A 14,558-nucleotide genomic window follows, 5' to 3' on the forward strand; every position below is an offset into this window, starting at 1 on the left:
CTATTCGTGCCGCAGCGCGTCGATCGGGTTAAGCCTGGCGCCGCGCAGGGCCGGGAAGAAGCCGAACACCATGCCGATCAGCGCGGAGAAGCCGACGGCGAGCAGGATGACGGCTGGGCTGGGCGCAAAGGGTATCGTCAGCGTCAGCGAGGCGAGGCCGGCCAGCGCCAGGCCGATCAGGATGCCGATGATGCCGCCAAGCAGCGACAGCACCGTCGCCTCGACCAGGAACTGGATGAGGATGTGCTTTTCGTGCGCGCCTATGGCGAGCCTGATGCCGATCTCGCGGGTGCGTTCGGTGACCGAGACCAGCATGATGTTCATGATGCCGATGCCGCCGACCAAAAGGCTGACGCCGGCGACGGCGCCCAGCATGCCGGTCATGGTGGTGGTGGCGCTGGCCATGGCGTCGGCGATCTGGGTCATGTCGCGGATGGCGAAATCGCTTTCGCGGTCGGGCGTGATCCGGCGTGCATCGCGCAGTATGTCCTCGACGCGGGGCTGCAATTCGCTGGTCGGCGTGCGGTCGTCGGCGGCGATGTAGATGTTGTCGATGTCGCGGTTGCCGGCGATGCGGCGCTGATAGGCATGCAGCGGCATCAAGACGACATTGTCCTGGTCCTGGCCGAAGCCGGTGTAGCCCTTGGGCTCGAGCAGGCCGATGATCTTGCAGGAGGTGCGGTTGACGCGGATGATCTCGCCTTCGGGATCGCCGGCGCCGAAGAATTGCTGGCGCACGGTCTCGCCGATCAGGCACACGCCGGTGCCCGAGCGGGTTTCGGAATCGCTGAACGGGCGGCCCGACACCAGCTTCCAGTCGCGCGCATCGAGATAGGCGCTGTCGGTGCCGGTGACGCCCGAAGTCAAGCTCTCGGTGCCGAAGATGACGCGGACCTGCTTTTGCGAAGCCGGCGAAATGGCGCGCGCACCAGTCAAATGCGCAACCAGGGCTTCGAGGTCCTTTTCGGCCAGCGGCCGCACCACCTGGTCGAGCCCGCCCGGGCCACCGGGGCCGGCCGGGCGGCCTGACCTGACAACCAGCAAATTGCTGCCAAGCTTGGAAATGTCGGCCTTAACCTTTTCTGTCGTGCCGGAGCCGATGGTGAGCATGGCAATGACGGCGGCAACGCCGATGACGATGCCAAGCAGCGTCAGGAACGAGCGCAGCACATTGCGGCGGATCGAGCGCAGCGAGAGGCGGACGGTTTCCCAGATCATGCCAGCTCCACCTTCATGGTGTCGGAGGCGACATGGCCGTCGAGGAAGCGGATCGTGCGCTCGGCATAGAACGCGACATCGGCCTCGTGCGTGACCATGGCGATGGTCAGGCCAAGCTCGGTGTTGAGCTTTGTCAGCAACTCCATGATCTCGTGCGTGCGGGCAGTGTCGAGATTGCCGGTCGGCTCGTCGGCGACGAGCAGGGTCGGCCGGGTGACGATGGCGCGCGCGATCGCCACGCGCTGCTGCTGGCCGCCCGACAGTTCGGCCGGTGTGTGGTGCTCGCGGCCGACAAGGCCAACCTGGGCGAGTGCCTGCATGGCTAGGTCGCGGCGCTCGCGGCTTGCCACGCCACGATAGATCAGCGGCAGCTCGACGTTCTCCGCCGCCGTGGTTCGGGCCAGCAGATTGTAGCCCTGGAAGACGAAACCGACATAGAGATTGCGCAGCATTGCGCGGCGGTTGCGGTCGAGCCGGCCAGCATCGATGCCCATGAAGGAATAGGTTCCGGCCGTCGGCGTGTCGAGGCAGCCGATAATATTCATCGCCGTCGATTTGCCGGAGCCGGACGGGCCCATGATGGCGACGAATTCGCCGCGCTTGATGGCAAGGTCGACGCCTGCCAGAGCATGAACCCGGGCCTCGCCCTGGCCGTAGCTCTTCCAGACCTTGTCGAAGGTGATGAGAGGCGCACCCGCGGCCACGGCCTCAGCTCCGCAGCTGTGACGCGGTGATGATTTGCACGCCTTCGTCGAGACCGGAGGTGATCTCGGTCAGCTCGCCATCGGTCGAGCCGATCTTGACGTTGACCGGATGCGGCCGGCCGTTTTCCAGCACATAGAGCGTGCGCGAGCCATCGGTTGGTGGCGCGACCGTGCGTTGGCGATTGGGACGGCCCATCCGGCCCGTGAACAGATCGCTCAAGCTCCAGCCGCGCGCCGCCTGCTGCGCCGGGCGGTAGCGGAAGGCGGAGGAGGGGACCGTGAGCACGCCCTTGGCTTCCCTCGTGACGACCGCAACCGTCGCGGTCATACCGGGCCGCAGCAACAGCTCGTTGTTGTCGACTTCGAGCCGCGCATTGTAGGTGACGACCCCGTCTGTGGTGACCGAGGCGTAAGAGATGTCGCGGATTGCGGCGTCGAACGGCCGCTCCGGGAAGGCGTCGACGGTGAAGCGGGCGTGCTGGCCTGATTTGACCGCACCGATGTCGGCTTCGTCGACCGCCGCCACCAGTTCCATGTTCCTCAGATCCGCTGCGATGATGAACAGCACCGGCGCCTGCAGCGAGGAGGCGACCGTCTGGCCGGGGTCGACCGAACGGGTCAGAACGATGCCGTCGATCGGCGCATAGATCGTGCTCTTGGCAAGGTCGGTCTGCTGCGCCTTGAGATCGGCCTGGGCGATGGCGAGATTGGCTTGCGCACTGTCGAGCGCTGCCTTGGCGCGGTCACGTGTCGCGGTTGCCGCCTCGAGCGACTGGTCAGTCGCCATGCCGCGTTTTGTCAAGGCCGCCGCGCGTACCAGCGCGCTTTCGTTCTCGGCCAGCGTCACCGTGGCGTCTTCGACATTGGCCGCGGCGCCCTTGGCGGATGCCTCGGCGCGTTCAATCTGGACCTCGAGTTTCACCGTATCGAGCGTAGCCAGCACGTCGCCCTTCTTCACCTGCTGGTTCTCCTCGGCGGAGACCGAGCGGATGATGCCGGACAGTTCGCTTGATATGTCGACCTGGGTGAGCGGCTGCAGCGTGCCGGTCGCCGAGACCTGGACGGTGAGGTCGGCCTTGGCGGCCGGCGTTGTGGTGTAGTCGATCCTGGCCGGCGTGCCCGCATACCACTGATAGAGGCCCAAGCCAGCGGCAAGCACGATCAGGGTCAGCAATGCATAGAGCCAGCCACGCTGGCGTGTCTTGCGCAGCCCCTTTTTATCAAGGCCGAGCGCCGTCTCGATGGCGGAATCCGATTCCGTCTTTGGCAGATTGACAATCTGGTCCACGCCAGACCCCTATGATGCGCAACGTCCCTATCTGTGCACAGATCAGGCTTGATGGTTCGAATATCAAATTAAATTTCGCCCATGTTGGGATTGAGGCAGGAATGAAAACCCGGAATTACTTGCTTTACGATGTGTTTACGACCGAGCGACTGGCCGGCAACCCGCTGGCCGTGGTGTTGGATTGCGATGGATTGGACACGACCGCGATGCAGGCTATCGCGCGCGAATTCAACCTGTCCGAATCAGTCTTTGTCCTGCCGCCTGACAATCCCAAGCATAAAAACCGCATCCGCATCTTCACGCCCGACTATGAAATGCCGTTCGCCGGGCATCCGACAGTGGGTTCGGCAATCGCGCTGGCTGAATTGGCGGGCGAGGGTGGAGCCGGCATCTTCGTGCTGGAGGAAAACATCGGCCCGGTGCGCTGCGCCGTCAGCACGCATGATGGCGCCACTTTCGCCGAATTCGACCTGGCGAAACTGCCGGAGCCGCTGAAGCTGGAGGCCGACCCGCAGGCAATCGGTGCAGCCCTTGGCCTGGCGCCGCACGAAATCGGCTTCGAGAATCACCGCGTCTCGTTCTGGTCGGCAGGCGTGCCCTATGTGACCATTCCTGTCGCCAATCTCGAGGCGGCGGGCCGGGTCCGGCTGGACAACCAGGCGTGGTCGGAACTGGCGCCGCGCAAGAGCGAATGGGCCTTCGCCAGCCCCTATGTCTATTGCCGCGAGACGGTGAACCACGAAAGCGCGTTCCATGTCCGCATGATCGTGCCCGGCACGCCTTCCTATGAGGACCCAGCGACCGGTTCGGCGGCGGCCGCCTTTGCCGGCGCCATCATGCATTTCGACGCGCCGACCGATGGCATTTCGCAACTGTGGATCGAGCAGGGCCTGGAGATGGGCCGGCCGTCGCGCATACGCCTCGAATTGACCGTGCAAGGCGGAAAACTGGCCTCGGCGCGCATTGGCGGCCATGCGGTCAAGGTGGCGGAAGGCAAGCTTTTCGTCTGATCGCGATGTGCTGAAAGCGATTTGTCGGGAAATGACTCCTGCAGGGCTGGACATGTCGGATGGTGGCGGCTATATGCCCGCCAACGCCGGTTTTTGCCGGCCGAGTGGGTGCGTAGCTCAGTTGGTAGAGCAGCTGACTCTTAATCAGCGGGTCCACAGTTCAATCCTGTGCGCACCCACCAAATTCTTCAAAAATTGGTGGAAAGACCCTGAAAGCGAGACGCGTTTGGCGCGTCTTAAGCATGCGTCGATATCGGCGCGGGCCGAGGGCCGAGCAGCGGTGGCAGGCCTGGCTACTGAAGCGTCGGCCTCAAATAGCTGAGGATTGCCCGCACTATGGCCAGGACGCCGTCGACGGCGTCGAAGCTTGTCTTGCTTTTGCCAACGACCCATTCCAGTTCCGGGGCTTCCGGCAGACGAAGCTCGCGACCTATTCCCCAGCCTGAGAGCATAAAGAGTTGGAATGATCTCGGGTCGCCATCCGCATAGTAAGGAAATTGAAAGAACAGCCTTATTGGACCGCCATATGCGAGCTTGAAGGTCATCGAGAACCTGATTTCGTGACCGAATCTGTCTTCGAAAATTCCACTAAAACTAAGGTCTTTGGCGTCGTAGCTATGCCATTGCGTCGCTAATCCCAAAGAACTCCAAGCCTTCAGAGTATGGGCTTTCAGTTCTTTGCGATTGGGGAATTTTGCCTTTTCAGGATCATAAGGCAGGGGTGGATCGACGTAATTTGTCTCGGTTCTCCACTCTTCTGCCGCGCTGCGGAGGTCTTCAAAAACCTGAACGATTCTCGTGCCGGTCTGCTCGCCAGAAAAGATTGAGATTCGCCATTGAGAAATCATCTCGCACAGCTCTTCGACAGTATGGCCTGATCGCTCTGCCCAATCCTGTGTTGCCAGTATCCACGGCGAATTGTAATTCAGCCCGGCAAAAGCTCCGCTCTTGCTGTCGAAATCCCGGATAATCCGAGCAAGAGCATCCCGAAGTCCCTGTTTGGGGTTCCCGAATATCTGCGAGGGCTCATTCATCGGGTGTGATCCGGCGTTGCGAATCTACTTATCCGACACCCCAGCCTCGGCGAAGCTCGCCATCCCAGCATGGCACTCCAGCGCCGAGCGGACGATGTTGACGGCGAGGCAGGCGCCGGAGCCTTCGCCGAGCCGCATGCCGAGATCGAGCAGCGGCGGCAGGCCCAGCGCTTCGAGCAGGCCGCGATGGCCTGACTCAGCCGAGACATGGGCGGCGACGGTGTGTGCGAGGCCGGTCGGATGCAGCTTTGCCAGCGGGGCGGCGGCGGCGGTGCAGACAAAGCCGTCGAGCAAAACGGGTATACCGAGGTGACGGGCGGCGAGCGTGGCGCCGAAGATGGCGGCCAGTTCGCGGCCGCCGAGTGCGGCGGCAACGCCCAGCGGATCGGCGAGGGCTGCGGCGTGTCGCTTCAGGCCGGCTTCTATTGCCGTCACCTTGCGCTTCAGGCCGGCATCGTCAACGCCGGTGCCGCGGCCGGTCCATTTTTCCGCGCCGCCGCCAAACAGCGCCGCCGAAATGGCGGCAGCCGGCGTGGTGTTGCCGATGCCCATTTCGCCAAAGCAGACCAGGTCGAGATCATCAGTCACGGCGTCATAGCCGGCCGAGACAGCGGCGAGGAAGGCCTTTTCATCCATCGCCGGCACTTGCGTGAAGTCGCCCGTGGGATGGTCGAGGTCGAGCGGGATGACGTCGAGCTCAGCGCCGGCGATCCGGGCGAGCTGGTTGATGGCGGCGCCGCCACCGGCGAAATTCGCCACCATCTGCACCGTGACTTCCGAGGGGAACGCCGACACGCCTTGCGCGGTGACGCCGTGGTTGCCGGCGAAGACGAACACCTTCACCCGGTCGAGTTTGGGCATGTCGCGGCCCTGCCAGCGCGCCAGCCAGGCGGCAATGGTTTCCAGCCGGCCGAGACTGCCTTGCGGCTTGGTCAGCGTGTCCTGGCGGCTGGCAACGGCCTTTGCCGCGCTATCGCTGCCGGCGGGCAGATCGAGGCAGGCGGCGCGCAGTTCATCGAGGGATTTGAAGGGCATGGGGGCAAGGTCTCCGGAAGGGAATCAAGGGGAAGCAGGCCAAGGCGATCAAGAGAGGGCGACGGAAGCGACGAGCAGCACCGCGATTTCGCTGACCTGCTGCAAAGCGCCGATCGTGTCGCCGGTCTGGCCACCGATCTGGTTGAGGCAAAGGGCGTGGAAGGCGGCAAACAGCAGGCCAAGCAGGATCAGCGCGGCGATGGCGCCGCCGGGCCCAAGCAGCAGGAGCGGGATCGCGCCAAGCACGGCGCCGGCGATTGCCGTTTCAAGCGAGACCGTGCCGGCGCTGGCCGAGAGGCCGTCGTCGCGCGCCGGCGGCAAGAGATGCATGAAGGCGCCGAGCACGCCACGCGAAGCCGTGTGGGCGGCGACAAGGGCGAAAAGGGCTTGCGTCGGGTCGACAAGTTGCGACAGCGCGCTCCAGCGGATGAGCAGCGACAGGGCAAGCGCCATCGCACCATAGGCGCCGATGCGGCTGTCGCGCATGATGTCGAGTTTGCGGCCGCGTGATTTGCCGCCGCCAAAGCCATCGGCGACGTCGGACAGCCCGTCCTCATGCAGGCAGCCGGTGGTGAGCACGGTTGCGACAAGGGCAAGGGCGGCGGCCGGCGCCATGGCAAGGCCGAACCTCTCAGCGGTGGCAAAGACAATGGCGCCGATCAGGCCGACGAGGAGCCCGGCGATGGGTGCGGCCCAGATCGCGGCGGCGAGGCTGCGGCCGCGAAAGTCGAAGACGGGGAGCGGCAGCCTGGTGAAGAACACGAGGCAAAGCGCCACATCGTCGAGGATTTGGCGAGGCGAAAGGGTCAAACTCCGCAGCTTGAGCATGATCTCCGAAAATCGGTTGCCACTTTTCGGCATCTAACTCTAGCCCCTCGCAATGGCGTGGAAGAAAGTGCCACTAACATGGCCGCGCCGGTAGCCGGAAGGGCCGATCGGATTGCCCTGGCCATCGGCGAGGTCGGCCAGCGGCTCGTCATTGCCGGTGGCCGTCATCTGCGCATAGTGGAATTCGTGACCCCGGATCAGCGCGCCTTGTGAGCCAAGAGAACAGTCGGCGCGCAGCCGTGCCTCGCGATAGCCGAGATTCATCTTGCGCTTGGCAAAGCTGGTGGAATGGCCAAGCAGGCCCAGCATGCGATGCGTTTCGTCGGAGGCGTCTTCCAGCGTTTCGCCCAGCACCATGAAGCCGCCGCACTCGCCATGGATCGGCTTCTTCGTCGCGAAATGCAGCATTCCGGCACGGAAATTCGTAGCGGCGGCGAGCTTGCCGGCGTGAAGCTCGGGATAGCCCCCAGGCAGCCAGCAGACATCGCAATCCTGGTCGGGCGCTTCATCGGCGAGCGGGGAGAACGGGACAAGTTCAGCGCCGGCCTGACGCCAGTAGGCGGCGACATGCGGGTAGAGGAAGGTGAAGGCGGCATCCTCGGCAAGCGCGATGCGTTGGCCTGGCGGCTGCAGCGCGTCCGCGAAGTCGCCCGCTGCCGGGGTGAGGGGCGTTGCCAGAGCCATGACGGCATCGAGGTCGAGCGACTTTTCCGCCATGTCGGCCAGCCGGTCGAGATGCGCCATGAGGTCATCATATTCGCCGGCCTGGACAAGGCCGAGATGCCGCTCGGGCAGGTTCAGGGTGGGGTCACGCAGGATGGCGCCGACGACAGGCAGGCCGATCGCCTCGATGGCGTCGCCGGACAGCCGGCGGTGGCGCTCGCTGCCCAGCCGGTTGAGCACGACGCCAGCCATGCGCACATCCGGATCGTAGGTGGCAAAACCCTTGGCGACGGCGGCTGCCGTGGTCGATTGGCCTGATACGTCGAGCACCAGCAGCACCGGCAGGCCGTAGAGTCGGGCGAGATCGGCGGCCGAACCGGTTCGTCCCGGCGCGGCCGGAATGCCGTCGAACAGGCCCATGGCGCTTTCGAGGATGACGAAATCCGTGTCGTCGGCCTGTTGCGCGGCCAGCGCGTTGAGCAGCGATGGCGGCATCGCCCAGCTGTCGAGATTGACGCCGGACAGGCCGGTGGCGGCGGTGTGGAAACCGGGGTCGATATAATCGGGGCCGGATTTGGCGCCGCGCACCTTTAGCCCGCGCCGGGTGAGCGCGCGCAAAATGCCGATGGTGACGCTGGTCTTGCCCGAGCCGGAGCGCGGCGCGCCGATGATGATCGCGCGGGCCGTCATGCCTGGCCCGCCAGTGCCGCGCGCATGGCGACGATGCCACCGACGACGATCAATGCCGGCGAGGCGAGGCCGGCGGCGGCGGCTTCCTCGGCAATGGTGGCAAGCGTGGCGACGACGATCCGTTCCTGTGGTGTGGTCGCGGCGACGATGACCGCTGCAGGCGTCGATGGCGCCAGCCCGCCGTCGAGCAATGCCGTGGCAATCAGGGGAAGGTTGGCCATGCCCATATAGACCACGACTGGTTGGCCGGTGCGGGCGATTGCGCCCCAGTCGATGTCGTCATCGGTGCCGGCGGCGTGTCCGGTCGCCAGGATCACCGCCTTGTTGATGCCGCGCATGGTGGCCGGAATGCCGGTCGCGGCGAGCGCGCTCAGGCCTGACGTCAGGCCGGGCAGCACGCGGAACGGGATGCTTTCGCGCGCGAGCGCCAATGCTTCTTCGCCGCCACGGCCGAAAATATAGGGATCGCCGCCCTTCAGCCTGACGACGCGGCGGCCATCGCGCGCCAGCCTGACCAGCAGTGCGGTGATGTCGTCCTGCTTCATCGACGGCTTTCCGCCGCGCTTGCCGGCAAAGAACAGCTCGGCATTTTCGGCAACGGCGACGACATCCGGCGAGACCAGCGCGTCGTAGACCAGCGCATCTGCTTCGGCCAACGCCGCCAGCACTTCCAGAGTCAGGCAACCGGGGTCGCCAGGGCCGGCACCGGCCAGCCAGACATGGCCCGGCTCGAGCGGGCGCGGCTTGAAGTTCAGCCGCGACAGAGCCCGTTCGAGCGCGGCGTTTTCGCCTTTGTTTTTGGTGCTGCGGCTCACAATCCGTCCCGTCCGCGAAAACGCCGCTGATAGTGGGCGTCGTACAATGAACTCTCGCCAAAGCCTTCCGCCGCGAGTGAGCGGCCGACGAAGATGATCGCCGTGCGCTCCATCGGATCGGCGGCCAACAACGCCTCGATCGTGGCCAGCGTGCCGGTCAGCACGCGCTCGTCCGGCCAGGAAGCGCGAAAAACGATCGCCACCGGGCAATCGCCGCCATAGTGCGGTGTCAATTCGGCGACGACGCGATCGATGGCGTGGATGGCCAGATGGATGGCAAGCGTGGCGCCGGTGCGGCCGAAGCCGGCCAGTGTTTCGCCAGGCGGCATCTTTGAGGCGCGGCCGGAGATGCGGGTCAGCACCAGGCTCTGCGCGACCTCGGGAATGGTCAGTTCGCGGCGAAGGGCTGCGGCCGCGGCGGCGAACGAAGGAACGCCCGGCGTCAGCGTGTAGGGTATGCCGTGCTTTTCCAGCCGGCGGATCTGCTCGGCAACCGCGCTCCATACCGACAGGTCGCCGGAATGCAGGCGGGCGACATCATGGCCGGCCTTATGTGCGTCGAGATAGGCGGCTTCGATCTCGTCGAGCGACATCGGCGCCGTGTCGATCAGCTTTGTTCCCGGCGCGCAGTGCTGCAGCAATTCGGGCGCGACGATCGAACCGGCGTGGAGACAGACCGGACAGCTTGCCAGCAGCCTGGCGCCACGCAGCGTGATGAGATCGGCGGCGCCCGGGCCTGCGCCGATGAAATGGACGGTCATGGCGCATCTCCGCTGATGGCGATGGCGCAGGTGACCGGGCCGAGCACGGTGCGCGGGCCAAGCAGTTTTGCACCGGCGCCGGCAACCGCAAGGGCGGATGCTTCGGAAACCGATGGTGTGCCTGCCCGTTTCTGTGAGAGGTTGGAGCTGCTGAGCGTGCGCGGCGAGGCGGCCTGAAGCGCTGCGTCATCGACGATGATGACGGGAAGGTTCAGCGTGCGGCCAGCCGCGGCGATCGCTTCTTCATCCTTCTTGAGCGTGGCGGTGGCCAGGGCTGAAAGCGCTGTCATCGCCAGTCCGTGCGCTTCGAGCGCGATTTCTACGGCGGCGAGCACGTCTTCAACGCTCACGCCCTTTCGGCTGCCGATGCCAGCCACCATCATGGCTTCACCCATGTCCATTGGGTGATCGGCATAGCCGGCCGCCAAGCCTGCATCGAACCGACCGGCGAAGCGCGGGAGATGTTTATCCGCGTGAGATCACCGCCCAGTTTCGTGTGCTGGGCCAGGAGCAGGGCTTCCATCTCCAGCGTCACCGCATTGGCGACGAGACGGCCGCCGGGGCGCAGCGCCTTGATGGCAGCCTTCAACACACCGGTGTCGCTGCCGCCGCCGCCGATGAAGATCGCATCCGGCGTGTCCAACCCGGCGAGCGCCTTGGGCGCCCTGCCTTCCACCACCACAAGCCCGGGAACCCCGCAGGCGGACGCGTTGTGGCCAATGCGGACAGCGCGGGTCGGGTCGGCCTCGATGGCGATGGTGCGCATCGAGGGGTGGGCGAGCATCCATTCGATGCCGATGGAGCCGGAGCCGGCGCCGATATCCCAAAGCAATTCGCCGCGCCTTGGCGCCAGCGCTGAAAGGGTGACGGCGCGGATTTCGCGCTTGGTGATCTGGCCGTCATGGTCGAACAGATGGTCGGCAAGGCCAGCCGTCAGCGGCAGCACCCGTGCCTGCGGATTTGAATCAATTTCGATCGCCAGCACGTTGAGCGGATTGATGTTTTCGAGATCGAAAGCGTCAGCGCGGGTGGAGCGCTGGTTCTCCTTTGGGCCGCCAAGCGCCTCCAGGACCGTCAGCCGCGATGCGCCGAAATCGAGTTCGGTGAGCAGGTGAGCAATTGCCGCAGGTGCCTCGGCATCGGATGTCAGCGCCAGAATGCGTGCGGTGGGCTGCAGCAATGGCCGGATCAGGTCGAGCGGACGGCCATGCAGCGAGACCGCCTCGATGTCCTGGAGCGCCCAGCCCAGGCGAGCGGCCGCCAGCGAAATGGCTGATGGTGCCGGGATGACATGCATGTCCCGTGGCTTGACCTTGCGGGCGAGGGTAGCGCCGACGCCGTGGAAAAAGGGATCGCCGGAGGCGAGCACGCAGACTTTGCTGCCGGCAAGCGCCAATACATCGCGCATCTCGGCATCGAAAGGGACCGGCCAGGGACAGGGCTTACCCTTGGCGAAGGACGCGACGAGCGCCAAATGCCGCTTGCCGCCGAAGATGAACTCCGCTTCGGCAATCCGCTGCTTGGCCTCGTCGCCGAGACCGGCTAAACCGTCCTCGCCGATGCCAACGACTGTCAGCCATCTCTGGTTGGCGCCGTGCGAACCCTCAGCAGGCATGATGACCCACCGCATTCTGATCCTCGGCGGCACCATGGAAGCCCGGCAACTTGCTGGAACGTTGGCCGCGCGTGCCGATTGCTCGGTTACGCTGTCGCTGGCCGGCCGCACTGAAAACCCGATCGCCCAGAACGTGCCGACAAGGGTCGGCGGCTTTGGCGGTGCTGGCGGGCTGGCAGCCTATCTCAATGACATGCGGATCGACCTGCTGATCGACGCCACGCATCCCTATGCGGCGCATATATCCGCCAATGCCGCGCAAGCCGCGCGCATGGCGGGGGCGCCGATTTTCGCCTTGCTGCGCCCCGGCTGGGACCCCGTCGAGGGGGATCGCTGGTCGGAAGTAGATACGGTTGGCGATGCTGTGCAAGCGCTGAGCGCCAGGCCGCGTCGCGTTTTCCTGGCGCTCGGAAGGCAAGAGGTCGCCGCGTTCGAGGCAACGCCCCAGCACCATTATCTCATTCGCAGCGTCGATCCTGTCCAGCCGAAGCTGGCGGTGCCCGATGCCGACTATCTGCTGTCGCGCGGGCCGTTTCGCGAGGACGACGAACGCACGCTGCTCGAAAACCATCGCATCGATGTCGTCGTGTCCAAGAACAGTGGCGGCGCGGCGACCTACGGCAAGATTGCCGCTGCGCGGGCGCTTGGCATCGACGTGATCATGGTCCGCAGGCCCGTCCTGCCGGACGTGCCCTCGGCTGAAACCGTCGATGCGCTGGCCGCGATGGTCGATCATTTTGTCGAGCCCGCTGCCGAGCGTGGCGTGTAGACCAGCGCCGGTTTGTCGCCGCGCTTGATAATCCGGGTTTCCGGCGAACCGATGATGATGCAGGTCGCCATGTCGGCCTTTTCAGCTTCGACGTCAGCCAGCAAGAACACCTCGACGCGCTCGTCCGGACGGCCGGCGGCGCGGCCGAAGATGACCGGCGTGGTGCCGGGCAGGATCGCGGTCAGGCATTCGAAGGCACGGCCAAGCTGCCAGGGCCGTGCCTTGCTGATCGGGTTGTAGAGCGCGATGACGAAGCCGGCACCGGCCGCTGCCAAGAGGCGCAACTCGATCAAATCCCACGGCTTCAGATTGTCGGACAGCGAGATGGCGCAGAAATCATGGCCGAGCGGCGCGCCGATGCGGGCAGCGACTGCCAGCATGGCGGTGATGCCGGGCACAACAGCGACATCGACCGCGCGCCATTCGGCCGGACCGGCCTCGATTGCCTCACAAACCGCCGCCGCCATGGCGAAGACACCGGGATCACCACCGGAGACGACGGCGACGTCATGGCCCTCGGCTGCCTTTGTCAGCGCGTCCTTGGAACGGGCGAGTTCCTCGCGATTGTCCGAGGCGACGCGAGTCTGGTCCGGGCGCAGTTCCAGCCGGTCGAGATAGGGCTTGTAGCCATAGAAGAATTTGGCTTCCGCGACGGCGCGGCTGGCTTCCGGAGTGACCTGATCGGCATTGCCCGGTCCAAGCCCGATGACGGTGAGACGGCCGCTCATGCCTGCGCTCCCATCGCGGTGGGCCGGCCGGACCAGCCGGCAACCAGCACGATGGCGAAGTAGGGCGCCTTGTCGTCCTGCTTGTCGGCGAGCTTCATCGAGACGCTGCCGGCCATGGTGCCGCGCTCGACATAGACGGCGCGCGTCAGCTTGCCGGTGGCTTCCAGTGCCCGCCTGATCTTGGGCAAGTTGCGGCCGACCTTCATGATGACGGCGGCGTCGGTGTCGGCTAGGCGACGCGTCAGCTCGAACTCGCTCATCGTGCCGGGCAGAACCGTCAGCACATCGTCGCCCTGGACGATGGGAACACCGGTCTGCGACCAACAGCCCGACATGGCGGTGACGCCGGGGATAACCTCGGTCGGGAAACGATGCGCGAGGCGCACATGCAGATGCATGTAGGAGCCGTAGAACAGCGGATCGCCTTCGGACAGGACGGCAACCATCCTGCCGGCTTCGAGGTGTTCGGCGACCTTCTCGGCCGACTCTTCGTAGAAACCGGTGATCTGCGAGCGGTAGTCGTCGTGATCCCTAGCGATTTCGGTGGTGACGGGATAGAGCAGCGGCAACTCCAGCATGTCTGGGCGGAAGCGCGCTTCGACGATGGCGCGCGCATTGCTGTTGTTGCCGCGCTTGGCGAAATACGCCACCACATCGGCTTCAGCCAAGGCCCGCGCGGCCTTCAGCGTCAAGAGTTCGGGGTCGCCCGGACCAGTGCCGACGCCGACGAGACGGCCTGTTGCCGGAGCATCTTTGACAGGTGCGTTCACAGACCCGGCCTCGCCAGCGAATTGAGCGCGGCCGCGGTCATGGCGCTGCCGCCGAGCCGGCCGCGCACGATGGCATAGGGCACGCCATAGGAATTCTCGGCCAGCGCATCCTTGGATTCGGCCGCACCGACGAAGCCGACCGGCATGCCGATGATGGCCGCCGGCTTCGGCGCGCCGTCGCGCAGCTTTTCCAAGAGATAGAACAAAGCGGTCGGCGCATTGCCGATGGCGACGACGGAGCCGGCCATCCGTTCGCCCCACAGGTCGATGGCAGCAGCCGAGCGAGTGTTGCCGATCGCCTTGGCGATGTCATGCGTGCGCGGGTCGCGCAAGGTGCAGATCACCTCGTTGCCAGCGGGCAGGCGGGCGCGGGTGACGCCATGCGAGACCATTTCCGCGTCGCAGAAGATCGGCGCGCCGGCGGCGAGCGCCTTGCGCGCGGCGGTGACGAAGTCAGGCGAAAAAACGAAATGGCTTGATGCTTCGACCTGGCCGCAGGCATGGATCATGCGGATGGCGACATCGGCCTCGGCTTCCGAGAAGCGCGTGAGATCAGCCTCGGCGCGGATGATGGCGAAGGAGCGTTCGTAGATCGCCGTGCCGTCGTGGATGTAGTCGTAGGCGGCCATG

General features: G+C 65.3%; 16 protein-coding genes and 1 tRNA gene. 3 read left to right on the forward strand and 14 right to left on the reverse strand.

Going from position 1 to position 14,558, the window contains the following annotated elements:
• Genes EB235_RS18415 through EB235_RS18425 form a run of 3 tightly spaced genes read right to left on the reverse strand, consistent with a single transcriptional unit; the run spans position 1 to position 3,210 of the window.
• The gene (locus tag EB235_RS18415; RefSeq protein WP_027029593.1) at positions 1–1,218 is read right to left on the reverse strand and encodes an ABC transporter permease; all 1,218 of its coding nucleotides are present in this window, start codon (positions 1,216–1,218) and stop codon (positions 1–3) included.
• Positions 1,215–1,922, reverse strand: a complete 708-nt coding sequence (locus EB235_RS18420; protein WP_027029592.1) for an ABC transporter ATP-binding protein — start codon at positions 1,920–1,922, stop codon at positions 1,215–1,217. Before EB235_RS18420 ends, EB235_RS18415 begins: the two co-directional genes overlap by 4 nt.
• A 4-nt stretch (positions 1,923–1,926) precedes the next feature.
• Positions 1,927–3,210, reverse strand: a complete 1,284-nt coding sequence (locus EB235_RS18425; RefSeq protein ID WP_027029591.1) for an efflux RND transporter periplasmic adaptor subunit — start codon at positions 3,208–3,210, stop codon at positions 1,927–1,929.
• 101 nt (positions 3,211–3,311) lie between these two features.
• Here EB235_RS18425 and EB235_RS18430 point away from each other — a divergent pair, with 101 nt between their 5' ends.
• The gene (locus EB235_RS18430) at positions 3,312–4,220 is read left to right on the forward strand and encodes a PhzF family phenazine biosynthesis protein (RefSeq protein WP_027029590.1); all 909 of its coding nucleotides are present in this window, start codon (positions 3,312–3,314) and stop codon (positions 4,218–4,220) included.
• Between the two features lie 106 nt (positions 4,221–4,326).
• Positions 4,327–4,402, forward strand: a tRNA-Lys gene (locus EB235_RS18435).
• A gap of 111 nt (positions 4,403–4,513) precedes the next feature.
• On the opposite strand, the gene EB235_RS18440 is transcribed toward EB235_RS18435, so the two are convergent.
• Genes EB235_RS18440 through EB235_RS18475 form a run of 8 tightly spaced genes read right to left on the reverse strand, consistent with a single transcriptional unit; the run spans position 4,514 to position 11,661 of the window.
• Positions 4,514–5,254, reverse strand: a complete 741-nt coding sequence (locus tag EB235_RS18440; protein ID WP_027029589.1) for a hypothetical protein — start codon at positions 5,252–5,254, stop codon at positions 4,514–4,516.
• 24 nt (positions 5,255–5,278) lie between these two features.
• Positions 5,279–6,289 (reverse strand): nicotinate-nucleotide--dimethylbenzimidazole phosphoribosyltransferase, encoded by a 1,011-nt coding sequence (gene cobT, locus EB235_RS18445; protein ID WP_027029588.1) that lies wholly within the window; start codon positions 6,287–6,289, stop codon positions 5,279–5,281.
• Positions 6,290–6,337: 48 nt separating this feature from the next.
• Complete coding sequence (cobS, locus tag EB235_RS18450; RefSeq protein WP_027029587.1) at positions 6,338–7,117, reverse strand: adenosylcobinamide-GDP ribazoletransferase; 780 nt, start codon at positions 7,115–7,117, stop codon at positions 6,338–6,340.
• Between the two features lie 39 nt (positions 7,118–7,156).
• Complete coding sequence (locus EB235_RS18455) at positions 7,157–8,470, reverse strand: cobyrinate a,c-diamide synthase (protein WP_027029586.1); 1,314 nt, start codon at positions 8,468–8,470, stop codon at positions 7,157–7,159.
• On the reverse strand, positions 8,467–9,285 hold the full coding sequence (gene cobA / locus EB235_RS18460; protein WP_027029585.1) for a uroporphyrinogen-III C-methyltransferase: 819 nt from the start codon (positions 9,283–9,285) through the stop codon (positions 8,467–8,469). The genes EB235_RS18455 and cobA overlap by 4 nt, the downstream gene beginning before the upstream one ends.
• Positions 9,282–10,046 carry a precorrin-4 C(11)-methyltransferase gene (gene cobM / locus EB235_RS18465; protein ID WP_027029584.1) on the reverse strand — a complete coding sequence of 255 codons (765 nt, stop codon included), beginning with the start codon at positions 10,044–10,046 and terminating at the stop codon, positions 9,282–9,284. The genes cobA and cobM overlap by 4 nt, the downstream gene beginning before the upstream one ends.
• The gene (locus tag EB235_RS18470; protein ID WP_027029583.1) at positions 10,043–10,429 is read right to left on the reverse strand and encodes a cobalamin biosynthesis protein; all 387 of its coding nucleotides are present in this window, start codon (positions 10,427–10,429) and stop codon (positions 10,043–10,045) included. Before EB235_RS18470 ends, cobM begins: the two co-directional genes overlap by 4 nt.
• Positions 10,426–11,661 (reverse strand): bifunctional cobalt-precorrin-7 (C(5))-methyltransferase/cobalt-precorrin-6B (C(15))-methyltransferase, encoded by a 1,236-nt coding sequence (locus EB235_RS18475; RefSeq protein ID WP_027029582.1) that lies wholly within the window; start codon positions 11,659–11,661, stop codon positions 10,426–10,428. Before EB235_RS18475 ends, EB235_RS18470 begins: the two co-directional genes overlap by 4 nt.
• A 1-nt stretch (position 11,662) precedes the next feature.
• Here EB235_RS18475 and EB235_RS18480 point away from each other — a divergent pair, with 1 nt between their 5' ends.
• Positions 11,663–12,430 (forward strand): cobalt-precorrin-6A reductase, encoded by a 768-nt coding sequence (locus tag EB235_RS18480; RefSeq protein WP_027029581.1) that lies wholly within the window; start codon positions 11,663–11,665, stop codon positions 12,428–12,430.
• Here the strand turns inward: EB235_RS18480 and EB235_RS18485 are convergent.
• The 3 genes from EB235_RS18485 to EB235_RS18495 are packed head-to-tail and all read right to left on the reverse strand — an operon-like array spanning position 12,394 to position 14,557.
• On the reverse strand, positions 12,394–13,158 hold the full coding sequence (locus EB235_RS18485; RefSeq protein WP_027029580.1) for a precorrin-3B C(17)-methyltransferase: 765 nt from the start codon (positions 13,156–13,158) through the stop codon (positions 12,394–12,396). The genes EB235_RS18480 and EB235_RS18485 overlap by 37 nt on opposite strands.
• Positions 13,155–13,928 (reverse strand): precorrin-2 C(20)-methyltransferase, encoded by a 774-nt coding sequence (locus EB235_RS18490; RefSeq protein WP_027029579.1) that lies wholly within the window; start codon positions 13,926–13,928, stop codon positions 13,155–13,157. Before EB235_RS18490 ends, EB235_RS18485 begins: the two co-directional genes overlap by 4 nt.
• Positions 13,925–14,557, reverse strand: a complete 633-nt coding sequence (locus tag EB235_RS18495) for a precorrin-8X methylmutase (protein WP_027029578.1) — start codon at positions 14,555–14,557, stop codon at positions 13,925–13,927. Before EB235_RS18495 ends, EB235_RS18490 begins: the two co-directional genes overlap by 4 nt.
• Position 14,558: the final 1 nt, after the last annotated feature.

The organism is Mesorhizobium loti R88b (assembly GCF_013170845.1).
Classification (GTDB): domain Bacteria; phylum Pseudomonadota; class Alphaproteobacteria; order Rhizobiales; family Rhizobiaceae; genus Mesorhizobium; species Mesorhizobium loti_B.